The following is a 25,068-nucleotide window of genomic DNA, read 5'->3' as shown; positions in this document are numbered from 1 at the left end:
CTGACTGTGTGGTTACTTACACTGTTCTTCTGAATTTTAGAGAATGAGGTAATCATGCAAAGCAGCAAACAAACAGCGGTATCACAAGTGGCATTTCTAAGTGTGCAAGATGTCTTGGACTTAGTGAGTCGGGTCGGTATTGAGTCCTTTATTAAAGGCCTTGCTAATACCATAGAAGACGATTTTAAGCGTTGGGCACAGTTTGATAAATCCCCGCGTTTTGCTGCTCACTCTCCTGAAGGGGTCATTGAATTGATGCCTACCAGTGATGGTCAACGTTTCAGTTTTAAATACGTTAACGGTCATCCAAAGAATACCCTGTTGGGTTTGCAGACTGTGACTGCTTTTGGGGTACTGGCCGATGTTGATTCAGGCTACCCAGTTTTGTTATCTGAGATGACTTTACTGACCGCCCTACGCACAGGTGCGACATCTGCACTTATGGCCACCTATTTAGCCCCAGCAAACAGCACTTGTATGGCATTGATTGGCAATGGCGCGCAATCTGAATTTCAAGCTTTTGCGTTTCGCACCCTGTTGGGCATTAATACATTACGACTTTATGATGTTGACACTAACGCCAGTAAAAAGTGTCAAGCTAATCTTATTCAGTATGGTTTTGACGTGACGATTTGCACATCACCTGAGCAAGCTTTAGTAGGAGCGGACATCATCACTACGTGCACGGCAGACAAACGTAACGCAACCATACTAACCACAGATATGGTCAAAGACGGTGTTCATGTAAATGCAATTGGTGGTGATTGTCCTGGTAAAGCGGAAATTGATAAAGCGTTATTGCTGCGCGCTGATGTGTTTGTTGAGTACGAAGAGCAAACGCGCATCGAAGGCGACATTCAGCAATTGGCCGCTGACTTCCCCGTTATAGAAATGCATAACGTAATAGCCGGCCACACGGCGGGACGCACAACGCAAACGCAATTGACCATTTTTGATGGCGTTGGCTTTGCCACTGAGGATTTTTCTGCCTTGTGTTATGTGCACAAACTTATGAAGCAATACTTATCCGTTAAAGAGCTCGAACTCATTGCTAGGCCCGATGAACCACGTAATTTGTTCGGTCTATTTAAGGCTCACAATCAAACCTGCAAGGTGGCCTAAATTTATGAATAAGCGCAATCCTCAGGCACCATCGGCGGTTATCATGATCCGCCCTCATCACTTTTACGCAAACCCGCAAACTCAAGGAGATAACGCCTTTCAAGCGCTGGCTGGGGACAATGCTGAGAGCGTTGCTCATATGACAGCAACGCCTTTGGATAGTCTAGCTTTTCAGCAAGTCAGCACGGCGGCTAAGCAGCTAGAAGAGCAGGGTATACGGGTACATATTTTTGAAGATGAAAGCTATGCAACCCCTGATTCTGTTTTTCCCAATAATTGGTTTTCTACTCACAGTGGTGGACATATTGCGATATATCCTATGTATGCCGACAATCGACGCCTAGAAAGGCGCAGTGATATTATTAATATGCTCAAACAGGCCTACCGTGTACAAGACGTTATCGATTACTCAGGCCTTGAACAAGATCAGTTATATTTAGAAGGGACAGGTGCTATGGTGCTCGATCATATCGAACGCGTAGCCTATGCGGTGCAATCGAATAGAGCAAACCCACTCGCTTTAGAGCGCTTCTGTAGTCATTTTAACTATGAGCCTATGCTGTTTGATGCCAAGGATGAGAATGGAGTTGCTGTGTATCACACGAACGTATTGATGTGTATCGGCACCGACTTTGTCATGCTAGGCGGCGATATGGTCACTAGCGATACTCGCCGTAACGAAATCATTGCTCGTTTCGAAGGCTCAGGCCGTGAGGTGATTTATTTAACGGAGCAACAAATCACTGAATTTTGTGGCAATGCTTTAGAGTTGCAAAGTGACACTCAACGGTTATTGGCGTTGTCATTGCGGGCATATAATGCACTTAATTCTCAACAGCGGGGGATCCTTGAAAAGTCAGTTACCTTGTTACCCCTTGATGTATCGGCCATTGAAACAGCTGGTGGATCAATTCGGTGCATGTTAGCTGGGGTGCACTTGGCGTCACGTCCTGTTTGAAGCGTGAGGGCAATATAGTCACCTCCAACAACAGGACGTTTTAAGCATTAAAGGGAGCGAAGTGCTCCTTGAATGTTTATTTAATCGTGTCTACATAGCGCGCTTTATTGCCAGACGACTGATTACAGCCAGCAGCCAAATAGCACTGTAAATGGCAAAAATAATCATCATCCATTGAGGCATGCTCATGTCCATGAAAACCCAATCTATATCACCGCAATCACCCGTGGCAGCGAAGATGTTAGGTAACCACTCATGTAAAGGTAACCAAGATGGAAAGTTAGGCACAATTTCACAGGTGGCAAAAAATGGATTAGCCGCATGTTGAAGGTCGTAGTGTTCCCAAGCAATTAAGCCGCCCCAAATCGCAGATATTCCCCAAATCGTGAAGCCGAATAAGCGCGTTAAGATGTTGTTGCGGATAAGCACTGGGATGCACGCAAATAATATCCCAAAAACAGCGGTACGCTGATAAATACACATGATACAAGGACGCAGTTCCATGGCATGCTGGCTAAATAACGCATAGGCTTCTAACACAGCGCAGGACAAAAACAATAAAGCCCAGGCGGAGCGGCTTTGGGCTAAATTTGAAAAATAATTCATGTTAATACTCTTTAAAAATCGTCACGTATAAACAAAAAAACACCGCGCTAAGGCGGTGCTTCGTAATATAAAACAGCTTTAGTGAGCGGCTGCGTCTGTACCTATGATAGCGCTGTGGTGTTGAATCAAGCCCATATCATACAACCAAGCCGTCAAATCAACCAAACCAAAGTAGGTAGCGGCTAGGCCTACACATGTGAGCACAATTGTATAAGGCAGCGCCATATACACCATAGTGCCGTATGATAAACGTAATAGCGGAGCAATAGCAGAGGTTAATAAAAACAGAAATGCAGCCTGCCCGTTAGGAGTAGCGACACTGGGTAAGTTTGTACCCGTGTTGATGGCCACAGCTAACATGTCAAACTCGTCTCGGGTAATTTGACCATTTTTTAATGCGGCGCTTACCTCAGTAATATACACCGAACCGACGAACACGTTATCGCTGACCATGGACAATGCCCCGTTAGCTAAGTAGAACATCACTAATTGTGATTTCCCCTCAAAGGTCAGTACCCAGTCAATGACCGGTGTAAATAAACCTTGGTCGATAATCACCGCGACGATACCAAAGAACACACAAAGTAGTGCCGTGAAGGGCAACGCTTCTTCGAAAGCTTTACCAATGGAGTGCTCGTCAATAATGCCATTTAAAGAGGTCGCCAATACGATAATGGATAAACCAATTAAGCCAACAGCGGCAAAGTGACCCGCAAGGCCAACCACTAACCAAACGCCAATCAGGCTCTGGATCCACAATTTCACACTGTCTTGCTTAGTACGGTTTTTCTCTTGTTCTTCACTGTGAGCGGTCAAAATTTCACGCACGACTATCGGTAATTTGGCACCGTAGCTAAAGACTTTGAATTTCTCCAGCATGAAGGTAGTGGCAATACCGGCAAAAAATACGGGAATAGTAATAGGCGACATACGCACAAAAAACTCAGTAAAGTTCCAGCCCGCTTTATCTGCAATGATCAAGTTCTGTGGCTCACCTACCATGGTCATGACTCCGCCTAACGCGGTACCTACGGCAGCATGCATCATCAGGTTACGCAAGAACGCCCTAAAGTCTTCTAAATCCTGACGTTTTGGTTGGTCAACGTGATCGTCACTGGTGTGGTCGTGATCTGAGTTAAAGTCTTTGCCCGACGCTACTTTGTGATAGATGGAATAAAAGCCCATACCTACCGCAATAATCACTGCGACTACCGTTAGCGCATCAAGGAAGGCGGATAAAAATGCTGATGCGGCCACAAACGAGATAGATAAGGCGGTTTTGTTTTTTAACTTAAGCAGCAGCTTAGTGAACATAAACAGCAGCATGTCTTTCATGAAGTAGATACCTGCCACCATAAAGACCAGCAGTAATACCACTTCAATGTTGACCACTATTTCATGCTTCATGTGTTCCGGGGACGTCATGCCGATGAACAATGCCTCTATCAGTAACAGGCCTCCTGGCTGCAATGGGTAGCATTTTAACGCCATTGCTAGGGTAAATATAAACTCTAATACCAAAGCCCAACCGGCTAAATACGGATCAGCCATGAATAAAAAGGGATTGATAATTAGAAATGCAAGGATGAATTTTTTATACCAATCAGGGGCTTGCCCCAGAAAATTACTATAAACTGCGCCTACGGTTGATTGTTGCATAGATGGAAACCTTTGAAATTTTCTAGCTTTTATAACTACTTTGTAAATTTTGTAACTGAAAAATGCAAGGTAAATCGCATGCTTAGCTACATTTAACTTAAATTAAGTGATTAAAAGTTTACTTATTGAATGTGACAGTCAGTATATAACTTAACATCTTGTTAAAGATTCATTGTTCCCGATAAAAATCATCTGGTACAATCAGTTAATAGCAAATTAATATTGATAACCTTGCGAGCAATGAAATGATTTATAAGGCACAGAGTCCAGCAGGATTTGCCGAAGAGTATATAGTTGAGTCTATTTGGAGCGGACGTTTTCCGCCTGGCACTATTCTTCCCGCTGAACGCGAACTATCAGAATTAATTGGAGTAACCCGAACCACATTACGCGAAGTATTGCAGCGTCTCGCCCGTGACGGCTGGTTAACGATTCAGCATGGTAAACCTACTAAAGTAAACAATTTCTGGGAAACCTCAGGATTGAATATATTAGAAACCCTTGCGCGTTTAGATGAAGACGGGATCTCTGAATTGGTCGATCATTTACTGGCTGCACGAACCAATTTAAGTGCGGTATTTATTCGCGGCGCGATCCGTAATAACGCCGAGAAAACCATCGAAATCCTGAAAAAATATGAAGATGATGGGGATGATGGGACGACATTTGCCGTTAAAGACTATCAGCTAAACCACGATTTGGCGTTTGCTTCTGGTAACCCAGTATATGTGTTGATGATGAATGGTTTTAAAGGCTTATATTCACGTATCGGCGGTTATTATTTCTCAAGCGAAAAATCTCGGGCTTTGACCCGTGGCTATTACAAACAACTACTCGCCTTAGCTGAGCAGGGGGATTACGAAAGTGTGCCTTTGATCATTCGTAAATACGGCATAGAAAGTGGCAAGTTGTGGCATGAAATGCGTGACGAAATGCCCAAAGGTATAGCAGACTAGCCCATGAACTGACTTAGTTAAGGCAGTGATAACATTTTGATTAAGTCGCATATTACTGCGGCTTTTTTGTTTCTGTAGGTTAAAGGCTAAAGGGCTGCTTTTATGGTATTTGCTGCTTTATTGCAGGTAGTCACATTATCCTTGCAAGCCGCGCCATAAAAAACCAACCGAGATCTTACTTCATTATGCAGCGGGTAAAATTTACACACACAGCGTAAATATACCTGACTGGGTATGGGGGATATACTGGCTAAATCTTCGCTGCTCGCGCGTGTTGTTCCCCATAACAGACAATTATCAATAACTATGACTCGCTTGTAAGTATATGAATAATAATGATAATAATTATTCCTCCTGAGTGCTGTCTTTAAAAAGGAACAGTTTAAGTCGATTTTCATGTCCCACAGGCGTAATTTTATAGAGGGGTGGAACCTTTTTGCGACGGCCCAAATTATTTTCCCGCTATTTAGTTTTGTTAACAGGCTATCAAGCAAACCCAACAGTTGAAGCAACATCACAAGATGTGTAGGTTCTTTTTATCCTAGGAATGCCTAGCTGAGCATCGTCGCCATGGGTTGTAACGCTTACGCACGCTCGGGTGCAGACATTTATCCATTAAGTGAAAGCATCCTGTCAATTAAGGGCGCACATTTTATCTAAAGTGTGATTATGGACATTTTTTAACAATAACTTTATTCGGCAAGTTCTCATTCTTTCGTCTAATAGGGATTCATTTTGGCACGTTTTTGATTTTTGGATCAAAAGTTGCAATTTCATTGAGTAGTAACAGTACCCAGTGTATTAAAACGCCAAACCAGTAAAGGAACCCCAAACCAAAATGAGAACCCAGAATTCTTTCAATCAAGCGCATCCTAAGACAAAGTCACGTCAACGGAATACGTTGTCGCGTCTCGCAGGTTTAGTGTGTCTAGTGGTCAGTGTCGGTGCGTCAACTCAGGTACAAACGCCAGTTCAAGAGCCCGTTAATAAAAAAGAACAACAGCGCCAGCAAAATGCTGCAGAGCAGCCAGCGGTGGTAAAAGAGCCCGTTCCTGCTGTAGTGAAAACCAGTGAAGAGCGGGTGTTTGATTTAGTCACAGAGCAAGCCAAAAGCTTAGCTGAAAAACCTTATGCACAGCCAAAACAAAACTTACCGGCTGAATTAGCTGATATGAATTATCAGCAATACCGCGCCATTCGATTTAATCCACAACAGGCCCAGTGGAAAGACAAAGCGAAGTTTGAGATGCAACTATTTCATCCTGGCTTCTTATACCGTACGCCAGTTGAAATTAAAGTGGTTGATGAAAACAGCGGTACTAAGAACATGTTATTTGAAACGGACCGTTTCATTTATGAAAAAGATGCTGCTCCCCTTAAGGGGTTAGTACCCAAAGATGCCGGCTTTGCTGGTTTTAGAGTGCATTACCCGTTAAAAACCACTGACTACAAAGATGAAGTCGCTGTGTTCCTTGGTGCGTCCTACTTTCGCTTAATTGGCCCTGGGCAAATATTTGGTATTTCAGCTCGAGGTTTAGCCATAGATACCGCTGAAGCCAGTGGTGAAGAGTTTCCTGCGTTCAGTAAATTTTGGATGATTGAGCCAGGCGCTGAAGACAGCAAGTTAGTGTTCTACGCATTATTAGACAGTAAATCCGTCACAGGGGCGTATCGTTTTGAACTCGTCCCAGGTTTAAATACTGTGATGCATGTGCAAAGTACTGTTTTTGCTCGTGAAGACGTGAAAAAACTGGGTGTTGCCCCGCTAACCAGTATGTATTTAAGCGGTGAAAATGCCACGCGAAAATTTGATGATTTTCGTCCAGAAGTGCATGACTCAGATGGGTTATCAATGCACACCTCAAGTGGTGAGTGGATTTGGCGTTCGCTCAATAATCCTAAGGGATTACGCGTGACATCGCTACAGGACGAACAACCGAAAGGCTTTGGTTTGCTGCAAAGAGACCAAAATTTTACCAGTTATCAAGATACTGAAGCGAACTACCATGCACGTCCAGGTATGTGGATAACGCCGGATAATCAATGGGGCAAAGGCCGTGTTGAGTTAGTCGAAATTCCAACTAATTCAGAAACTAACGACAACATTGTTAGCTACTGGGTGCCCGAAGAACCGTTTAAAAAAGGCGAAATGCGGAAATTTGATTACACCGTGAAAACGGTGAACGGTGCACTTAATGAAGATGTGACGGCACGAGTAACACGAGTATTTAATAGTTGGGCGGCGCTACCGGGGCAGGACAATGCGCCAGATAAAAGTGAGCGTCAAATGATTGTGGATTTCAGCGCACAAGCATTTGCTCATTTAGGCCAGTCCATCCGTTTAACGCCCCATTTAAGTTTGTCTTCGGGCAAATTCAAAGACCTAGAGGTTGTGCAATTACCCGACAAGAAGACCTGGCGAGCGAAGTTCAAATTAATGCCTGAAAATGACGAAGCCATTGATATGCGTCTATTTTTGACCCTCGGCGATGAGCCGATAAGTGAAGTGTGGAATTACGTGTGGAGCAGCAATGAGGTCGAGTAATTCTGTTTTCCAAGATAATCAACACAACTCTGAGAGTAACGCTATGTTTATTGATATAAAGGGCAAAGCTGTTCGTAAGTGGGCATACGCTGTGATGGTATTTATCACGTCCATCGCTGGTAGTTGGATGATGTACGAAATATTTTCTGAAAGCGGGATCACCATTTTAGAGATTGTGCTGCTCGTGTTGTTCAGTATTACGTTCTTGTGGATATCGGCTGCATTTTGGAGTGCCTTCATTGGTTTTATCTTACAGCTATTCGATATCGACCCTCTCAAACTGAGTCGCAATAAGCATTTTGCAGCACAGGTGAGTAAAGTCGTTATTCAAGACCGTCATGCGGTGGTTATGCCGGTATATAACGAAGATACGGATCGTATTATGGCGGGCTTTGAAGCTTGTCTGGTGGATTTAGAGCGTACCGGTCAGCTTGAACATTTCGACTTTTACATGCTTAGCGATACTCAGGACCCAGATATGGCGCAAGCTGAATTAACCGCATGGCACGAACTGTGTCAACGTGTGGGCACATTATCTGAAAATATTTATTACCGTCGCCGTGAGAAAAATATCCATCGTAAAGTGGGTAACTTAGCTGATTTTTGTCAGCGCTGGGGATATCAATACCAGTCGATGATCGTGCTCGATGCAGACAGTGTGATGACCGGGGAGTGTATGTTGACGCTGGTTAAAGCGATGCAGCAAAATCCCATGTCAGGTTTGATACAAACTGTCCCTATTCCTGTGCGTTCACAAACCTTATTCGGTCGTTTTTTACAATTTGCATCCTGTCTATATTGCCCAATGTTAGCCACCGGCCAAGCTTTTTGGCAAACCGACAGTGCAAATTACTGGGGACACAACGCCATTATCCGCGTCGATGCGTTTATTCAACATTGTGGATTGCCCACACTTAAGGGAAAAGCCCCTTTTGGCGGTGATATTTTAAGTCACGATTTTGTCGAAGCTGCTTTACTAAGAAGGGCAGGCTGGGACGTCGTACTCTTGGCCGATCTTGAAGGTAGTTATGAGGAAATTCCAAGTAATATTATTGATTATGCCACGCGAGATAGACGCTGGGTGCAGGGTAACATTCAGCATCTAGGTATTATTAATGGTAAAGGTCTACACACAGTCAACCGTTTACATTTTCTATTTGGTGCATTGGCCTATATGTCTTCGTTAGTTTGGTTGGTTATGCTGGTGTTAAGTACCATAGATGCCGTCGTGCGCGCGACCACAGATAAGGTCTTCTTTGCCTCTAATTACTCACTGTTTCCGGCTTGGCCAGTAGTCAAAACCGACTACATTATTATGTTACTCAGTGCCACTGCCATTATGTTGCTTGGCCCAAAATTATTGGGGGCAATTGTCGCGTTAGTCAGGCGCCGTGAGCAATTTGGCGGTGGGTTTGCCTTGATGTCGGGTGCCTTGATAGAAGCCATCGTGGCGATTGTTATTGCCCCATTAATGATGCTCTACCACGCCTATTTTGTTCTCAATGTATTGGTGGGCAAGAATGTTAGCTGGGATGCCCAAGGACGTGAAGGGCGTATGGTTCCATGGAAAGAAGCTTTTAAACGAACATGGGTAGCCAGTGCCATTGCCATCGTTTGGGGAGCGGTAACACTAGCATTAACACCGATTCTATTTTGGTGGCTCGCCCCTGTGTTATTCGGCTTATTACTAGCAGCGCCGATCATACGTTTCTCCAGTAGTCTCTATTTAGGCAAATTAAGCCGTAACTGGGGCATGTTTGTCAGTCCTAGCGAAGTAGAAGAAGTACCAGCGCTTAGAAAACTTAGGATCCGTTTGGCGAATATGCAACGCCAAGATGAGGTCGTGTTGTCTAATCCACCAATGCCACCTGAAGACTGGCAAGACATGCCTGAGCAAAGTTTTGCCTATTTGTCATCCAGCGTCGATATGCCGGTACAGCGCTTCGCCAGCGACAATAAGCCAAGCTAATTCGCTTACTTGTGCTGAGCCGCCTTAGGGCGCACCTAACTTTTTCGGCAGCTCCTAACATGGGAGCTGTACCAACATGAGTACTGCTTTGTACCGACCCTAGGGTCGGTATTTTTTTATCTATAAAAAAATAATGACAAGTAATTGAATCTAAATTGCAGCGTTAAGCGTTTAACCGTATTAACCCTGCTTCAACCAATGATAGAGGACGATATGACACAAGATCCGATGTTGAACTTACTCAGTGCGACCGCCCAAGGAGATAAAGCGGCTTTTGCCGAACTTTATCAGGCATCGAGCAAACAACTTTATGCTGTTAGCCTCAAAATGCTGAAACGTAAAGAGTTAGCAGAAGAAGCGTTGCAAGAAGCCTATGTTCGTATTTGGCATAACGCAGCTCAGTATCGTGCAGGCAAGGGCACAGTCTTGACGTGGATGATCAGCATCGTTCGTTATCGAGCCTTAGACATACTGCGCTACCATGCCGTGCGTAAAGAGGAAGATCTCAGTGACAATGACGGTGGAACTCAGCTCACTAGTGAGCCGATGACAGAAACACAACAAGGTCTGCTGGAAAAATGTATGGCGGCACTGGAAGTGCAGCAAAGACAAGCCATTCATCTGGCCTATTTTAATGGCATGTCTCATCACGAAGTGACCGCCCATTTAGATTTACCCCTTGGAACGGTTAAAAGCTGGATCCGACGAGGATTGCAATCATTACAAAGGTGTTTAAAGTTATGAATTATTTACGCCCTGAGTTATATAATCCCCTTGCTGCGCAGTATGTGCTGGGTACCTTACGTGGGCCCGCCCGCCGGCGTTTTGGTCGTCTGGTCATGGAGTTTAGTGTGATCAGTGACGCGGTCAATCATTGGGAGCTGTACCTAAACTCTCTTGGTGAACAGCTGCCAGACGTGGCTCCTGATGACGGTGTTTGGCAAAAAATAGAACAGCGTTTAGGGTTTAGTTCGCTTCAAGCCAAGTCAAATATATCTGCTGGCCCCCCAAATGATGAGCAAGCAGAGACAAATATTGTTGCACTTAAGTCGCATAAATCACGTATTTGGCCGAGCTTAGCGGGACTTGCGTCGGCTGCAGCCGTGGTCCTTGCGGTTTTATTGCTCCAATTACAGCCTATGCAGAGTCCTGAAGTGAAACAGCTAGCCATGATCAATAATCAGCAAACTGAGCTGTTGTGGAGCATTGAGATCACGGAACAGCAAATTGCAGTGCGTGCCACTAAGGCACTACAAGCACAGTCAAATGCGGATTATGAACTGTGGATAGTGCCACAAGATGGCAGTGCTCCTATCTCATTGGGATTACTGCCTAAAGTTGGGGAGCGTACTTTGCTTAAACCTCAGTTGTTTGAGCAAATCACTATCGCAGCCTTGGCGGTCAGTTTAGAACCATTAGGCGGCTCACCCAATGGCGCACCAACTGAAGTCTTGTATACAGGGAAATTAGTGCTGCTATAAAATAACAAACTAAAGTCATATAATTCATAGTGTTATAAAAAGCGAAACGAAAGTTTCGCTTTTTTTTTAATCTTTTTTTAACTTTTTTGCATCCAGTAACCTGATTCGCCCGTTTAACTTAATTCAACAGGTACATAAAAAGGAAACGTCATGCAAAAAACAAAATTAACATTGATTGCCTCGGCCATACTAAGTTTAACCTTAGCCCAGGCAGCACAAGCTTCTAGCCATAGAGAAGCACCTAATGTCACACGCTCTCCAACGGTTGATTCAACTGATTTCTACGCCTTTAACAGTTATGAAGAAGGTCGTGGTGAATACGTCACCCTGATTGCGAATTATATTCCATTACAAGATGCCTACGGCGGACCTAATTACTTCGCCATGGATCCTGCTGCTATGTATGCGATCCATATTGATAACGATGGTGATGCTGTCGAAGACATGAGTTTCACGTTTAATTTTAGCCAGTCGTTGCCTAATGACAATGCGGGTGTTGCTCTTATGGTCGGCCCTGAAGGTGCACAAAAGTCAGTAGGCGTACCACTAAAAAATGTGGGAGGCGTCAGTGCTGGTGATCAAACGAATGCCAATTTCATGGAGAACTACACCGTTAATTTGGTGACTGGCCCCATGCGCACAGGTACGAGTGCTTCGGTAATGAACGATACGTCAGGTGGTGCAAGCTTTGGTAAGCCACTTGATTACATCGGTAATAAAACCTTTGCTAGCGCTGAACAATACAAGGCCTACGCAGATAGCTTTGTATACAGCGCGACCATACCCGGATGCGATAGCCCAGCGAAAATATTCGTTGGTCAGCGCAAAGATGCGTTCACGGTGAACCTAGGTAAAGTGTTCGATTTAGTTAACTTTGTGCCCGTTGAAGGAGACAGCGCACCGGGTGCTGGAGACGCGGGGGGATTCCCAGGTGGTATTACGCAATCTGCAGACAACGACGATTTAGCGGATAAAAATGTCACCAGTATCGCCATTGAAGTACCTAAATCGTGTTTAACCGGTTCTGGTAATGGCAGTATAGGTGCATGGACGACTGCGAGCTTGCCACAAGCCCGTATTTTAAATCCAAATGCCAGCTTTGATAACACCGAAGTCAATGGCGGCGCTATGACACAAGTATCTCGTTTGGGTTCTCCTTTGGTTAATGAGTTGGTGATTGGTCTAGCGGATAAAGATACATTTTCTAGTGCGGCACCAAAGGACGATGGACAATTTGCCGATTATGTTACCCATCCTACGCTACCTGAGTTACTCAACATTTTATTTAAAGATGCGGTTAACACAACCTTAGGCGCTGAAATTGAGACTCTAGCCCCGACTAACTTCCCACGTACCGATTTGGTAACGGCGTTTTTGACCGGTTTTGAAGGTGTGAATCAGCTTTCAATCGTGACGCCATCTGAAATGTTGCGTTTGAATACGGGTATTGAAGCTAAAGCAGCGGCCATGCAGTCTCCATTTGGGGTTGCTGGTGATGATTTAGCCGGTTTCCCAAATGGTCGTCGCCCAGGAGATGATGTGGTCGATATTGCGCTTCGCGTGGTAATGGGACGTTTGTGTTATCCCATTCCGGTTAATGGCACAGATACAGACCTAGGTTTGTGTGCGCCTGAAGATGCCAGTGTTGGTAATGTGCCCTTTACGGATGGCGCACCTAGTAATGCATCTATGATGGAAACAAGCTTTCCCTATTTAGCGATGCCATTGCCTGGTTCTGGCGCAGAATAAGGAGCATAAAATGAGAAACAAAAAAACGAGAAAACTACCTCATCAAACAGGCATGAGCCAACTAAGAGTTCTAAGCCTCGGATTGGCGGTGACGGTTATCCTAGCCGGTTGTAATTTTGGCAGTGACGATGATGACAAAAATGTCGCACCCAATGCTGTGTCTGTGGATTTAACCACTCAGACTGAGACCGCGATTATGGACATGCTCACTGCTACTGACGACGATGGCGACAGTTTGATATTCAGTGTGGGCGATGAGCCCACACTGGGCAGCGTAACTGTCAGTGATAACGGTGACTTTACTTATCAGCCAAACCCAGAGGTAACGGGCAGTGATAGTTTTACGTTCTCAGTCAGTGATGGGATTAATGATCCTGCCAGTGGCACGGTGAATATCACCATTGAAGCGCTAACGGTCTCGTTTAGCACACAAAGCAGAGCCGCTTTTGCTCAGCAACCGCAAGACGAGCCATTGGTAACAAATGGCCGTTCGTTTACTCAGGATGTGGAAGAGCCTGACGCTTACAATGATTTATTGCCAACTAACTGATAAATAGTTCAAGCATAAATCAATCGATTGACAGCGCCAAGGAAGGCGCCCCTTCAAGGAGATATTAAAGGTGGATAAGCAGGTTTTTGCTATACGTACAGCGACGCTCTTAGGGGCGTTTTTGCTGTTCATGAGCACGTATTTAAGTGCTAAAAGTTATGTACCAACGTCTTCGGATACCGTGGTGTCTAAGTGGACGGTGGTGACCTCGAGTGATTCTCCCAGGGAGAAAGTGGCCAGTTTATTAGCGCAAGCCAATATGCCCGGCTTAGCCAGTCGTTTCTATGGACAAGCCAGTGCCTTGACCGAACAATTGCTCAATGCATCTCCCAAGGATCGCCAATTATTATTTTATAAAGCGCGCATAGCCCAGCACTATCATCGATTCGATGAAGCCCTCGTGCTTTTAAACGACATACTAAGTTATCAGCCTAACCACGCTTCAGCGTTGTTATTAAAGGCTAATATTTTGTTAGTCCAGGGTAATTTAACCCAAGCCAAGCGCACGTGTCTGCAACTGCTCGGTGTAACTGAGTTATGGATAAGCGGCGCCTGTGCTTTGGAGGTAAATGCACAAGAGGGCAAGGCAAGCAATAGTGCCGAGGTGAGTTATACCCAGCTGCAAAACCTGACGCAACACAAATCAGCAAACAGTAATGTTAAAATTGAGCAGCAACTTTGGCTGTCGCAAATTTTAGCTGAATTAGCAGCCAAACAAGGGTTGTATGACATTGCACTGGAGCATTTGGCGGCATTTGATTTAACCCAGGTACCCGTGAGTTATTTGGTGTTATGGGCCGATATTCAACTGGCAAACGATTCTGCCCAGCAGGTGATGAGCACCCTAGGGCCGATTGTTGAGCAGGCCGATAGTTTTGATGATGCATTATTACTGCGCTTGGCGTTGGCTGAGCAGCAGATAAGTCAACAGACACGCTTGTGGGCTCAGCGCTTAACCCAGCGTATTAATGTGCGCCTGCAACGTCAAGACACGGCCCATGCCGCTGATATAGCGCGCTATTACTTGGACATTTCACCGGATCGCAAAAAAGCGCTTTTTTGGGCCAAAATTAACTGGCAACATGCGCGACTCGATGCAGATCAACGCTTGCTAGAGCGTGCTATGAACGTACAATATAACACTCAAGATGACCCTCAGCAGCCAGCAGGAATGTAATAGTAGTGAAGAATAACCACAATAAGATCAGATCCTTATTTATTTTTTTAGGATTCATGATCAGCCTAATTAGTCTGCCCATTACCGCCCACCAACTAAGTACTGGTTACATTATTGCCAACCTAGACCAGAGTGGACGTATCACAGGTGAGTGGCAGTTGGGCTTAACGGATTTAGAGCTGGTTTTGGGTTTAGATGCCGACCAAAATGGTGAGCTCACCTGGGGCGAAGTGACAAACCGGCGGGCTGACATTGCCAGTTACTTAGCTGAGCACATGCATATCAATCGTGGGCAGTTGGCCTGTACCACGCAATTCCAAGGGTTAGAGCGTTTAGAAGATCATGCTGATGCGGTTTATGCGGTGACTGATTTTAGTGCGCAATGCCCATTAATTGGCACACTTAGTATCGATTACAGCGCAATATTCGATAAAGACGACAGTCATGAAGTGGTGGTAAACATCAGTGACAAAGACAACACACAAAGTTTTGTACTGGATGAGTCACAGCGACACATTAAGATCGATTTGGCTGAAGGAAGCGGTTGGGTAACGTTTAAGGAGTTTGTGTATCAGGGGATCATTCATATTTTGATTGGTACCGATCATATTCTGTTTTTATTAGCGTTGTTGCTGCCGTGTGTACTGATCCGCAAAGACGGACATTGGCAGCGTAATCCGCAATTGAAAAAAGTCTTGAGTACCACCGTCTGGATTGTCAGTGCGTTTACCTTAGCGCATTCAGTGACATTAACTGCGACCGCCATTGGCTGGATAGTGCCAAGTAGCCGCTGGGTTGAGTTTGGGATCGCAGTGTCGGTATTATTTGCCGCTTTGAACAATGTTAAACCAATTATTCTGCGTTTAGGCTGGCTGACGTTCGGCTTTGGTTTATTGCATGGAATGGGATTTGCTGGCGTGTTGGGGGAGCTTGGTTTGCCAGGCGACCAAAAGCTGCTATCTATTCTCGCATTTAATGTAGGCGTTGAAATCGGTCAATTGGCGATCGTGTTAGTGGCGTTGCCAATTCTTATTTTGCTGGGAAAAACGCTGATTTATCGCCGCTGGTTAATGCCTGGTGCATCATTGGTTATTGGGGTTATCGCATTAAATTGGGCAATTGAACGCTTTTAACTACCGACTGATTTTTTGCAATTAACTAGCACAACGACTGATATCAAAAGCCCAGTGGTTAATTAAACCACTGGGCTAATATAGGTCAATGGACTAAAAGCGTTTTAGTCCATTTGCCACTGTGTCTCGCTAAACGGTAACTCGGCTGTTTGCACTGCCCCACAAAGCGCTATTTAGCGGCTGCATTATCCCTTCAATTATGTCAAAGCCATTCTTAACATCGGTTTTGATCAATAACGGCCCATCTAAATCAACAAATTTGGCGCAGTCTGTTAGCAATGATATCGGTGCCATAGCAAGCGAACTGCCGACCATACAACCCAACATGATCTCAAAGCCCATAGATTGTGCTTCTTGAGCGAGTAAAAAGGCTTCCGTTAAACCACCTGTCTTATCAAGTTTAATGTTGACTACATCGTAGCGATTTTTTAAGTATTCAAGCTCTTCTCGAGTATGGCAACTTTCATCGGCGCACAATGGGATCGGGCTTGAGTAATTCAGCAGCTCGGCGTCATCACCGGCAGGCAAGGGTTGTTCAATCAATACAACGTTGAGCTCTTTTAAGCTATCACAGCAGGCCTTTAGGTCGTGAATTGACCAACCCTCATTGGCATCCACAATGAATTTACTGTCAGGGGAAGCTTGATGAATGGCCAACATTTTGGTGACAATATCTTGGTTATCCAATTTCACTTTGATCATAGGAGGATGACCAAGGGCTTTTGCTGCTTCAGCCATTGCTTTTGGCGAGTCAATGCTCAAGGTTTGCGCTGTGATACAAGGTACAGGTTCTTTTAGCGATAACATATCAGCGACCGACTTTCCTTGTTGTTTGGCTTGCAAATCCCACAGGGCACAGTCTAGTGCATTGCGCGCTGCGCCAGCGGGGAGGGTGTCTATAAGCCCGTTTGCCGCCGATACCGTTCCGTCAAAATGCGTTAGTTTCTCAGCGACTTGTTCAATTTGTGTCAAAACGCTCTGCACCGACTCTTGATAACGAGCATAGGGCACCGCTTCAGCCCAGCCAGTGTGCTCGCCGTCACTCAGGGTGACAACGACTACGTCGGCTTGGGTTTTCGCACCTCTGGCAATACGAAATACGCTTTTTAGTGGTAGTGCCTGATGCTGTGCTTTGACCTGATAACCCATGTGTTTTTCCTTTATTGTGAATTAATTTGCGATAAAACTCGTGTTCATGGACATCGATTACAGCTGGACGAGGGCGTCGATAATGGCTTTTGTGCCGTCACGTAACGGGTCAACACAGGGCAGTAAAAATTGCTCACTTAATTGCTCACAGATAGCTCGACCTTCAGCCACACTGACGGCAGAGGTATTCACGCTAATACCCGTTACCAGCACATTCGGGTTGGTTAAGCGAGCTGCTTGCAAGTTAAGAGCGATGGTGCTTTCGATACTCGGGAATGCCGTGTTGGGTAAACCACGCATATGCGTGCGATTGAGCGCGTGGCAAATGACGAGAGCATCAGGTTGTGAACCATGCAGTAACCCCAAGCTAACCCCAGCAAAAGCAGGATGAGATAACGAGCCTTGACCTTCGATAACATCCCAGTGGTCGTCATCCGCGTCAGGCGATAACGACTCAGCGGCACCAGAAATGAAATCGGCTACGACACAATCGATTGCTACACCTGAGCCGGCAACTAAGATACCGCACTGACCGGTGGCACGAAAATCAACGGGCAAATTTTGCTCTAGCATCGCGTTTTCAATACTAAGAGAAGTATACATTTTACCAACAGAGCAATCGGTACCCACGGTTAATAGACGTTTACCTGTGCGTTTACGACCCGTACCCGTGATAAATTGTGTGGTCGGGTGGCGAATGTCGAGTAATTCAACATTGTATTGTTGCGCGCAGTGCACTAATTCTGGGTAGCTAGTCAGTTTTTGATGTAAGCCACTGACGATATGCATCCCTTTTTTAATAGCCAGTTCAATTAATGGCAGCCATTTTTTATCTAAAATTCCACCGCTATTGGCAAAACCCAAGACTAAGCTTTTGGCGCCTTGCTTAGCGGCTTCTTCAATGCTCAATTTACTTAAGCCCGTGCTAACAGTGCAGCCTTCAACACTTAATTCACCCACGCATAAGTCTGGTCGCCAATGAGCCACACTTTGCGCCATTTTGATTGATAGGGCGTCGGTGGCATCACCAATAAAAAGTAGATAAGGCGCGTGAATGACCATGAATATTATCCTTGAAAAATAGTGCACAGTGATTGGATATACCGTGCAAAAGTAAATGTATGCTCTGATTGAGTATACTTGATAGGGTACATGCTAGCGTGATGCTGGGGAAAATAAAGTGACTAAATATAGCCAAGGTATAACCCAAGGTTATGGGTGTTATTGCGCTGATATTTTATGGTCACCCTAGGCCGTAAATTAACGCTTTAATATTGACTGATCTCTGCTTGTAAAAACGGTAAAAAACCCTGTAAGGCTTTTGATAACGGTCTATTTTGCAAGTGCACAGCGTTGATTGAAAACCCCAACGGTGGGGCAAAAGAGGCTATCGCCGTGTCGTCAGTTAAATTACCTTTTGCGGTGTGCCGGTCGACCACACAAATGCCTAAACCTTGGGCGACTAATCTGGCGGCAATAAAATAGGTTTGCACTTGAATAGGGCTGCGTAGCTGCATATTTTCACTTTGCAGGCGACTGTAGAGCATATCACCTAACGGCCCTGAATCACTGATGTCGATGAAGGGGACATCTTTAAATGTCTGCATATTTAGCTGTTCTGGCAGATGAGGAAAGAGCGCCTTGGGATACACCACCACCAATTCTGATTGGCCACAGTCAATACTGTTAACGCCCATTTTGGAACTGGGTTGAAACAACACGGCTACGTCTGACTTGTGCTCTATTAGACTTTGCAGCACCGCATCGTTGTGCACGGTATTAATGTTAAAACTGACGTTTGGATGTTGCTGATGGTAACGGGCAATCGCTTTGGGTAGCACATCAAATCCCAGCGCTGGGGTAATACCTATGTTAATTTTACCAAAATGAGCATGTTTAATGTTGTGCGCTGTATTGTCGATACTGCGCATTTGCTGATGGATTTTGTCCACCTCATTAAACAGCATGTCGGCTTCGGGCGTGGGCACTAATCGGCCTTTGTTACGGGTAAATAAGGCAAATCCTAACTGCAATTCTGCATGATGTAAGACCTTGCTGACCGCAGGTTGAGACACATGCAAAATTTTGGCTGCGTTGGTAATCGAACCCGTGGTGTATATCGCGTGAAATATTTCGATGTGGCGTAGGCGCAAAGGAGGGTCTCGTGAGCAGCAAAAATTAATTATAGGGTGTCTATCCTAAACAAACCTAAGGTTTAAATCTCGCTTTTAGTTGAACATTTTTACGGAATTTTTCGTGGCTGGCTCAGAGCAATGAATTTGTGCTAACGTGTTATCAAGACTGAGTTTTTCATCTGAAATAGTCTTTTAGTTTTTTCACGTATCGCTGATATGCATAATCAAAACGTTCCTAGGAGACAACATGAAGCTACGCCGAGTATACACCGCTATTGCCGCCATTCCATTTGCCCTAAGCATGACCGCCAGTGCTGACAGCATTAGTGATAAAGTGAATGCCGATATGCCCAAACTCATGGTGCTGTACAAAGATTTACATGCTCATCCTGAGTTAAGTGGCTTCGAAGTGAATACCGCAGCCAAATTGGCTAAACGCGTCAAGGCGTTAGGTTTTGACGTGACTGAGAACGTGGGTGGCACAGGTGTGGTCGCTGTGCTGAAAAACGGTCCTGGGCCTGTGCTGATGATCCGTGCTGACATGGACGGTTTACCCGTTATTGAGCAAACAGGGTTAGATTTTGCGTCTAAGGTACGCGCTACCACTGAGGATGGCATCGAGTCAGGCGTGATGCATGCCTGTGGGCATGACACTCACATGACTAGCTGGGTTGGTACTGCACAGGCGCTGACGGCCATGAAAGATAAATGGTCTGGTACCTTAGTGATGATATTACAACCTGCAGAAGAGCGGGGCAAAGGCGCACGAGATATGCTTGCGGATGGTCTCTACGAGCGATTTCCTAAACCAGATTTTGCCCTAGCGTTTCACGACGCCGCAAGCTTGCCAGCAGGTACCATCGGCTATACTCCAGGCTTTGCGTTAGCCAATGTGGACAGCGTTGATGTGATTGTAAAAGGTCAGGGCGGTCATGGCGCTTATCCTCATACCACCAAAGATCCTATCGTATTGGCCAGTCGCATAGTTGGAGCATTACAAACGTTAGTGAGCCGGGAAACGGATCCACAAGATTCAGCTGTGGTCACAGTCGGCAGTTTTCACGGAGGCGCCAAGCACAATATCATTTCAGATCAAGCGACTTTGCTACTGACTGTGCGCAGTTATTCAGACGAAACAAGACAAAAGTTACTTGACGGTATTGCACGCATTGCAAAAGGCGAAGCAATTGCCGCCGGTATACCAGAAGATTTAATGCCGGAGGTAAACATAAAAGACGAATATACTCCTGCAACGTTTAATACCCCTGAGTTTACGCAAAAAATGGCCGGTTTGTTTACCCAGCGCTTTGGCGAAAAGCGTGTGCTTGAAACCCCAGCCGTTATGGGAGGAGAAGATTTTGGGCGTTTTTACCGTGCGGACAAAAATATCGAAAGTTTGATTTTTTGGGTCGGTGGTGTAAGAGATGATGACTGGCAAAATGCTAAGGAAAATGGCACTTCGCTACCGTCATTGCATAGTCCGTATTGGGCTCCAAAAGCGGATTCGGTTATCAGCACGGCCACCGAAGCGCTCACCGCTGCTGCATTAGATATTATGGCAAAAAAGTAGACCGTTAACCTAATAACAACTCAATCAGTGGTGAGTTTGCAGACATAAGTAAAAAAGCCCCGGTGAATAAGCTAATTCACTGGGGCTTTTTAGTGCTCTATTCTACTTTCCTTGTTAGTGCGTGGACGAGTCTACTAAGCCGCGGCGTTTCAATAGTGCATCCACAGTGGGCTTAGCGCCGCGAAAATCAATGTAGTCTTGCATCAAGTCTTGGCTGTTACCCATAGACAACACGCGGCTACGGAATTTATCGCCGTTGTCTCGGTTTAGTCCGTCGTGCTCTGCCATATAAGCGAAGGCGTCTGCGGCGAATACTTCGGTCCACAAATACGCATAGTAACCCGCAGAATAACCACCAGAAAATGCATGACTAAAGTAGGCCGATTTATAGCGTGGTGGAGCAGGCGCATAGTCAATACCGTGTTTGGCTAAGGCTTGCTGCTCAAACGCCGCGACGTCTTCAATTTTAGTGCCGGCGGAAATAGAGTGCCATTCCATATCGAGCAAAGCCGCCGCTAAGTATTCAGTGGTATCAAACCCTTGATTGAAGTGATGCGCAGCAAGTAATTTATCCAACAGCGCCTTGGGGATAGCTTCCCCAGTTTGATAGTGCTTGGCGTAGTGGGCAATCACTTGTGGGTCGATATCCCAATCTTCGTTGAACTGAGATGGAAACTCCACAAAATCACGGGCGGTAGCTGTGCCCGCTAGGCTTGGGTACTTCACCTGTGAGAATAAACCATGGGCAGCATGGCCAAACTCATGGAACAAAGTGGTGACTTCATCAAACGTGAGCAGGGTAGGTTGCCCATCGGCTGGTTTAGGAATATTCAGTACGTTATAGACCACTGGTTTGTGCTTGAGTAGTTCGCTTTGGGTGACGAATTCGTCCATCCATGCCCCGCCACCTTTACCTTCGCGGGCATATGGGTCAAAGTAGAATAAACCAATGCTGCTGCCGTCTTGGTTAAAGACTTCGAAGGCTTGCACATCATCGTGATAAACTGGCAGGTCTTTACGTGCCTTAAAGGTAATACCATAAAGCTTTTGCATGGCGAAGAACAAGCCGTCATGTAACACCCGATCCAGTTCGAAATACGGTTTGATAACACTTTCGTCTAGATCGTATTTCGCTTTACGCACTTTCTCGGCATAAAAGGCCCAGTCCCAAGGTTGCACGCTAAAGTTGCCACCGGACGCCTTAATTTGCGCCTGAATGGCTTGAGCTTCAACTTCGGCCTTTGCCACCGCTTTGGGGGCGAGATCATCAAGAATTTCATAAACTGCAGCGGGGGTTTTGGCCATTTGATCCGCGGTTACATAGGCAGCCCATGTTGGGTAACCAAGTAATTGCGCTTTTTGTGCTCTCAATTCAGCGAGTTTAATCAACACTGGACCGTTTGTACCCATAGCGCGCTGTGAAGACGCCTGCCAGATTTTTTTGCGTAAGCTACGATTTTCAAGGCTACCCAATATGGGCTGGCGCGTCGTATTGACCAACGTAATCAAGTAGCCATCTTTGCCTGCTTCTTGCGCTGCACTGGCCAGGGTAGCGATTTCGCTGTCTGACAATCCAGCAAGCTGGGTTTTATCACTGACTAAAATCGTATCCTCTTTAAATGACTTTAAAATATTTTGTGAAAACTCGGTGGCTAACGTCGAAAGTTGGCCATTGATGTTACGCACTATCGCTTTGTCAGCATCACTTAGCTTGGCCCCAGCGCGAACAAAGTTAGTGTAATAGTGCTCAACCAAACGCTGATCTAAAGAGTTTAGCGAGTCTTTATTAGCGTGAATCGTTTGAATGCGGGTAAATAAAGAGGGGTTAAGATAAATATTATCTTCATGTGCGGTCAACTTAGGCCCCATGTCCGCCTCGATGCGCTGATAATCGTCGTTTGAAATGACGCTGGCTAGGTTGTAAAACGTTTTACTTACGCGAGTCAGTAACGTACCGGATTTCTCCATGGCGACGATTGTGTTATCAAACGTCGGTGCTGTTGGATTATTGGCGATGGCTGCTATTTCAGCATTATGTTGCGTTATGCCCGCGGCAAACGCAGGCTCATAGTCGGCAATGTTCAGCTTATCGAATTGCGGTGCTTGGTAGGTTAAGGGGCTTTTACTCATTAATACATTGCTAGTGGGTGAGACCATGTTTTTTGTCTGCTTCACGGTGGTTTGAGCTTGATTCACCACATTACTCGAACAGGCACCTAAAACAAGGGTAGCACCGACAGCGGCGGCAATAATTGAAATACGCATTAGAACTCCATAAATTAGTGATATGCCATGCCCAAGAAGGGGCAAAATAGGAAATTTACTAGGCATATATGACCCGGCTACTTTAGCAAGCCTCTGGTAGCGCCCACAATCCCATCAGGCCTAGTAATCATGGGCTTTGTCGCAAATTATCTGAGTATTTTGCGAGTATTTGTAACAAGTGTGTCTGACGGTACATACTTTTGTTAAAGTGCTGTTTTTAAGAGGGTTGTGTTGGGATGCCGTTGCAACAGTGAAAAATAGACTTTACCCTGTGATAGCATATTTTAAACACGTTGCGTTCTAGCGCTTAGGTTCATTCAGGAAGCCATTAATTTCACCATGCCTATTCAATCATTGCTGTTCGCAATAGAAGTCACCTTGCCCATCAGTCTATTGATCGTGCTGGGGATCGTATTTAAGCGTATCCGCTGGATAAACGAAGAGTTTGCTATTGTCGGCTCTCGATTAGTCTTTAACGTCACCTTGCCATGTTTGTTGTTCGTAAATATCGCTAAAACTGACTTAAGTGTTACTACACCTAGCTACTTATTGGGTTTTGCAGCGGTTGCCACTACGCTCACATTTTTAGTGTTTAACCTATTAGCGTTAAAGATTAAGCAGCAAGACGCCCGGGGGGCGTTTGCACAAGGGGCGTGCCGCGGCAATATGGCCATAATCGGTTTGGCGTTGTCAGTCAGTGCATTTGGGGAGCCGGCTCAAGCGCTGGCGTCCATGTACTTAGCGGCTATTGTTATCTTGTATAACGTGTACTCAATTTTGACTCTGTATTACCACCAATCAACTTCCGTTTCGATGAAGTTGGTAGCGTTAAGTGTGTTGAAAAACCCGTTAGCTATTGCGATTGTATTAGCCATCATTGTGGCACTTGTGCCGATTCAGCTGCCAGATTTATTGTATGAATCGGGTAGTTATTTGGCACAGATGACTCTACCGTTAGCGTTACTTTGTGTGGGGGCGTCTATTCGATTACAAGAGTTTAAGGCGTCAAAACTGCTTTATATTGCCATTGCCAGCAAGATAGTGTTTATCCCACTGGTGACAACGGTCATCGGCTATTTATGTGGTTTGAGAAATGAAGAATTAGGTGTGTTGTATATCATGATGGCGACACCCACAGCCGCCGCTGCCTATCCAATGATACGAGCTATTGGCGGCGATCATCATCTAACCGCCGCAATTATTGCCGGTACTACTTTGTTGTCTATGTTTAGCACGACTCTCGGACTGTTTTTACTGCACTACCTAGGGTGGGTTTGAACACGCTTATGCCTGTACGGCTTTTAAAATTACCGGGGTTAATGACTCGGGCAAGGCTATTTTTCCTGCTAATACAAAAACATGGGCATCATCAGACATTTTTGCCCAAGTCTTACGGATAATATCAATCCATTTTTGCTCAGTATATTCAGGGTGTTTTGCAGCAAAAGCCAACATATAATGTTCGATAAAGACCAAGCCCACAACGTCCTCAAGTAATTGAGTATCCGGGTTTGATTTAATGGCAACTTTGGCAACGGCTTTTTTAGCCCGCTCAATATCGTGCTCGTTAAACCCGGCTTGGGTCATAAGGTTTGCCACCTTGTCAGCGTGAAAGCGGTAAAGATCACTACGCCATTTGTGATAGCCCTGACGATCCATCGGGTAAGCACTACGAGGTGACTGCCAGCGCTGGATATGTTGGCCTCGAATGGCAAGTTTGACCACATGATCAGCATCACTTCTGTAACGCTCCAACATATTTGACATACGCAGGCTGTACAACAGCTCTTTTGGCCATTCTTTCCCCTCGGCTTGCTCGATATTTGGGTCTTCGCTATTTGCGCTATCGATCAAATTAACAGCTTGCTCATAAGCGGCTTGGGTCATGTTGCTCTCCGTGAAAATAGGTTGGCGTGATAAATCTGACTATCGTTAGGCGATGATGAGTCGCCGCAAAAGACAAGACAAGAGTGTATATTCGCTCTTGTCTTGGTTACGTGCACTGAGTGAACACACTGGATGCACGGTGACGCATTGCACTTTT

Annotated in this window: 20 protein-coding genes; 13 read left to right on the top strand and 7 right to left on the bottom strand. The window is 45.4% G+C overall.

The window, feature by feature from the left end; genetic code table 11:
• Nucleotides 1-54: 54 nt before the first annotated feature.
• Both GPLA_RS03240 and ctlX read left to right on the top strand, forming a co-directional pair.
• A complete protein-coding gene (locus GPLA_RS03240; RefSeq protein WP_007103388.1) occupies nucleotides 55-1,122 on the top strand; it encodes an ornithine cyclodeaminase in 1,068 nt (355 codons plus the stop codon).
• Between the two features lie 4 nt (nucleotides 1,123-1,126).
• Nucleotides 1,127-2,080 carry a citrulline utilization hydrolase CtlX gene (gene ctlX, locus GPLA_RS03235; RefSeq protein ID WP_007103387.1) on the top strand — a complete coding sequence of 318 codons (954 nt, stop codon included), beginning with the start codon at nucleotides 1,127-1,129 and terminating at the stop codon, nucleotides 2,078-2,080.
• A 90-nt stretch (nucleotides 2,081-2,170) separates the two neighbouring features.
• Here the strand turns inward: ctlX and dsbB are convergent, their stop codons facing one another.
• Together dsbB and nhaB are read right to left on the bottom strand one after the other, a co-directional pair.
• Complete coding sequence (gene dsbB, locus GPLA_RS03230) at nucleotides 2,171-2,686, bottom strand: disulfide bond formation protein DsbB (protein WP_007103386.1); 516 nt, start codon at nucleotides 2,684-2,686, stop codon at nucleotides 2,171-2,173.
• A 78-nt stretch (nucleotides 2,687-2,764) separates the two neighbouring features.
• Nucleotides 2,765-4,345: a sodium/proton antiporter NhaB gene (gene nhaB / locus GPLA_RS03225; RefSeq protein WP_007103385.1), complete on the bottom strand. Its 1,581-nt coding sequence runs from the start codon at nucleotides 4,343-4,345 to the stop codon at nucleotides 2,765-2,767.
• A gap of 245 nt (nucleotides 4,346-4,590) precedes the next feature.
• Between nhaB and fadR the strand changes: the two genes are divergently transcribed.
• The 9 genes from fadR to GPLA_RS03180 all read left to right on the top strand — a co-directional run bounded on the left by fadR (nucleotide 4,591) and on the right by GPLA_RS03180 (nucleotide 15,905).
• On the top strand, nucleotides 4,591-5,301 hold the full coding sequence (gene fadR, locus GPLA_RS03220) for a fatty acid metabolism transcriptional regulator FadR (protein WP_007103384.1): 711 nt from the start codon (nucleotides 4,591-4,593) through the stop codon (nucleotides 5,299-5,301).
• An 838-nt stretch (nucleotides 5,302-6,139) separates the two neighbouring features.
• The gene (locus GPLA_RS03215) at nucleotides 6,140-7,846 is read left to right on the top strand and encodes a glucan biosynthesis protein (RefSeq protein ID WP_040513825.1); all 1,707 of its coding nucleotides are present in this window, start codon (nucleotides 6,140-6,142) and stop codon (nucleotides 7,844-7,846) included.
• Complete coding sequence (gene mdoH / locus GPLA_RS03210) at nucleotides 7,833-9,815, top strand: glucans biosynthesis glucosyltransferase MdoH (protein WP_083881977.1); 1,983 nt, start codon at nucleotides 7,833-7,835, stop codon at nucleotides 9,813-9,815. Before GPLA_RS03215 ends, mdoH begins: the two co-directional genes overlap by 14 nt.
• Before the next feature lie 213 nt (nucleotides 9,816-10,028).
• Complete coding sequence (locus tag GPLA_RS03205) at nucleotides 10,029-10,559, top strand: sigma-70 family RNA polymerase sigma factor (protein ID WP_193362932.1); 531 nt, start codon at nucleotides 10,029-10,031, stop codon at nucleotides 10,557-10,559.
• Entirely contained in the window at nucleotides 10,556-11,296 is a 741-nt protein-coding gene (locus tag GPLA_RS03200) for an anti-sigma factor (protein ID WP_007103380.1), read from the top strand. The genes GPLA_RS03205 and GPLA_RS03200 overlap by 4 nt, the downstream gene beginning before the upstream one ends.
• A 150-nt stretch (nucleotides 11,297-11,446) precedes the next feature.
• On the top strand, nucleotides 11,447-13,045 hold the full coding sequence (locus GPLA_RS03195) for a DUF4331 domain-containing protein (protein ID WP_007103379.1): 1,599 nt from the start codon (nucleotides 11,447-11,449) through the stop codon (nucleotides 13,043-13,045).
• A gap of 10 nt (nucleotides 13,046-13,055) precedes the next feature.
• Complete coding sequence (locus tag GPLA_RS03190; protein WP_007103378.1) at nucleotides 13,056-13,595, top strand: Ig-like domain-containing protein; 540 nt, start codon at nucleotides 13,056-13,058, stop codon at nucleotides 13,593-13,595.
• Between the two features lie 70 nt (nucleotides 13,596-13,665).
• Complete coding sequence (locus tag GPLA_RS03185; RefSeq protein WP_007103377.1) at nucleotides 13,666-14,772, top strand: tetratricopeptide repeat protein; 1,107 nt, start codon at nucleotides 13,666-13,668, stop codon at nucleotides 14,770-14,772.
• Nucleotides 14,773-14,828: 56 nt separating this feature from the next.
• Nucleotides 14,829-15,905, top strand: a complete 1,077-nt coding sequence (locus GPLA_RS03180) for a HupE/UreJ family protein (RefSeq protein ID WP_007103376.1) — start codon at nucleotides 14,829-14,831, stop codon at nucleotides 15,903-15,905.
• A gap of 129 nt (nucleotides 15,906-16,034) precedes the next feature.
• Here the strand turns inward: GPLA_RS03180 and dgcA are convergent, their stop codons facing one another.
• From dgcA to GPLA_RS03165, 3 genes are all read right to left on the bottom strand, one after another.
• Nucleotides 16,035-17,054 carry an N-acetyl-D-Glu racemase DgcA gene (dgcA, locus tag GPLA_RS03175; RefSeq protein ID WP_007103375.1) on the bottom strand — a complete coding sequence of 340 codons (1,020 nt, stop codon included), beginning with the start codon at nucleotides 17,052-17,054 and terminating at the stop codon, nucleotides 16,035-16,037.
• A gap of 57 nt (nucleotides 17,055-17,111) precedes the next feature.
• Entirely contained in the window at nucleotides 17,112-18,116 is a 1,005-nt protein-coding gene (gene dgcN, locus GPLA_RS03170) for an N-acetyltransferase DgcN (protein WP_007103374.1), read from the bottom strand.
• 206 nt (nucleotides 18,117-18,322) lie between these two features.
• A complete protein-coding gene (locus GPLA_RS03165; protein WP_007103373.1) occupies nucleotides 18,323-19,207 on the bottom strand; it encodes a LysR family transcriptional regulator in 885 nt (294 codons plus the stop codon).
• Between the two features lie 229 nt (nucleotides 19,208-19,436).
• Here GPLA_RS03165 and GPLA_RS03160 point away from each other — a divergent pair, with 229 nt between their 5' ends.
• Nucleotides 19,437-20,759, top strand: a complete 1,323-nt coding sequence (locus GPLA_RS03160) for an amidohydrolase (RefSeq protein ID WP_007103372.1) — start codon at nucleotides 19,437-19,439, stop codon at nucleotides 20,757-20,759.
• A 114-nt stretch (nucleotides 20,760-20,873) separates the two neighbouring features.
• Here GPLA_RS03160 and GPLA_RS03155 read toward each other — a convergent pair whose 3' ends face one another.
• Complete coding sequence (locus GPLA_RS03155) at nucleotides 20,874-23,024, bottom strand: M3 family metallopeptidase (protein ID WP_007103371.1); 2,151 nt, start codon at nucleotides 23,022-23,024, stop codon at nucleotides 20,874-20,876.
• Between the two features lie 339 nt (nucleotides 23,025-23,363).
• On the opposite strand from GPLA_RS03155, the gene GPLA_RS03150 reads away from it, so the two are divergent.
• Nucleotides 23,364-24,302 (top strand): AEC family transporter, encoded by a 939-nt coding sequence (locus GPLA_RS03150; RefSeq protein ID WP_007103370.1) that lies wholly within the window; start codon nucleotides 23,364-23,366, stop codon nucleotides 24,300-24,302.
• 6 nt (nucleotides 24,303-24,308) lie between these two features.
• Here the strand turns inward: GPLA_RS03150 and GPLA_RS03145 are convergent, their stop codons facing one another.
• A complete protein-coding gene (locus tag GPLA_RS03145; RefSeq protein WP_007103369.1) occupies nucleotides 24,309-24,911 on the bottom strand; it encodes a DUF4202 domain-containing protein in 603 nt (200 codons plus the stop codon).
• Nucleotides 24,912-25,068: the final 157 nt, after the last annotated feature.

The organism is Paraglaciecola polaris LMG 21857 (genome assembly GCF_000315055.1).
Classification (GTDB): Bacteria; Pseudomonadota; Gammaproteobacteria; order Enterobacterales; family Alteromonadaceae; genus Paraglaciecola; species Paraglaciecola polaris.
This window is presented reverse-complemented; position numbering and strand designations above follow the sequence as displayed.

Excerpts from the sequence above, each read along its gene's own strand:
- GPLA_RS03240 (WP_007103388.1), top strand. The coding sequence starts at position 55 with ATGCAAAGCAGCAAACAAACAGCGGTATCACAAGTGGCATTTCTAAGT.
- ctlX (WP_007103387.1), top strand. The coding sequence starts at position 1,127 with ATGAATAAGCGCAATCCTCAGGCACCATCGGCGGTTATCATGATCCGC.
- dsbB (WP_007103386.1), bottom strand. The coding sequence starts at position 2,686 with ATGAATTATTTTTCAAATTTAGCCCAAAGCCGCTCCGCCTGGGCTTTA.
- nhaB (WP_007103385.1), bottom strand. The coding sequence starts at position 4,345 with ATGCAACAATCAACCGTAGGCGCAGTTTATAGTAATTTTCTGGGGCAA.
- fadR (WP_007103384.1), top strand. The coding sequence starts at position 4,591 with ATGATTTATAAGGCACAGAGTCCAGCAGGATTTGCCGAAGAGTATATA.
- GPLA_RS03215 (WP_040513825.1), top strand. The coding sequence starts at position 6,140 with ATGAGAACCCAGAATTCTTTCAATCAAGCGCATCCTAAGACAAAGTCA.
- mdoH (WP_083881977.1), top strand. The coding sequence starts at position 7,833 with ATGAGGTCGAGTAATTCTGTTTTCCAAGATAATCAACACAACTCTGAG.
- GPLA_RS03205 (WP_193362932.1), top strand. The coding sequence starts at position 10,029 with ATGACACAAGATCCGATGTTGAACTTACTCAGTGCGACCGCCCAAGGA.
- GPLA_RS03200 (WP_007103380.1), top strand. The coding sequence starts at position 10,556 with ATGAATTATTTACGCCCTGAGTTATATAATCCCCTTGCTGCGCAGTAT.
- GPLA_RS03195 (WP_007103379.1), top strand. The coding sequence starts at position 11,447 with ATGCAAAAAACAAAATTAACATTGATTGCCTCGGCCATACTAAGTTTA.
- GPLA_RS03190 (WP_007103378.1), top strand. The coding sequence starts at position 13,056 with ATGAGAAACAAAAAAACGAGAAAACTACCTCATCAAACAGGCATGAGC.
- GPLA_RS03180 (WP_007103376.1), top strand. The coding sequence starts at position 14,829 with ATGATCAGCCTAATTAGTCTGCCCATTACCGCCCACCAACTAAGTACT.
- dgcA (WP_007103375.1), bottom strand. The coding sequence starts at position 17,054 with ATGGGTTATCAGGTCAAAGCACAGCATCAGGCACTACCACTAAAAAGC.
- dgcN (WP_007103374.1), bottom strand. The coding sequence starts at position 18,116 with ATGGTCATTCACGCGCCTTATCTACTTTTTATTGGTGATGCCACCGAC.
- GPLA_RS03160 (WP_007103372.1), top strand. The coding sequence starts at position 19,437 with ATGAAGCTACGCCGAGTATACACCGCTATTGCCGCCATTCCATTTGCC.
- GPLA_RS03155 (WP_007103371.1), bottom strand. The coding sequence starts at position 23,024 with ATGCGTATTTCAATTATTGCCGCCGCTGTCGGTGCTACCCTTGTTTTA.
- GPLA_RS03150 (WP_007103370.1), top strand. The coding sequence starts at position 23,364 with ATGCCTATTCAATCATTGCTGTTCGCAATAGAAGTCACCTTGCCCATC.
- GPLA_RS03145 (WP_007103369.1), bottom strand. The coding sequence starts at position 24,911 with ATGACCCAAGCCGCTTATGAGCAAGCTGTTAATTTGATCGATAGCGCA.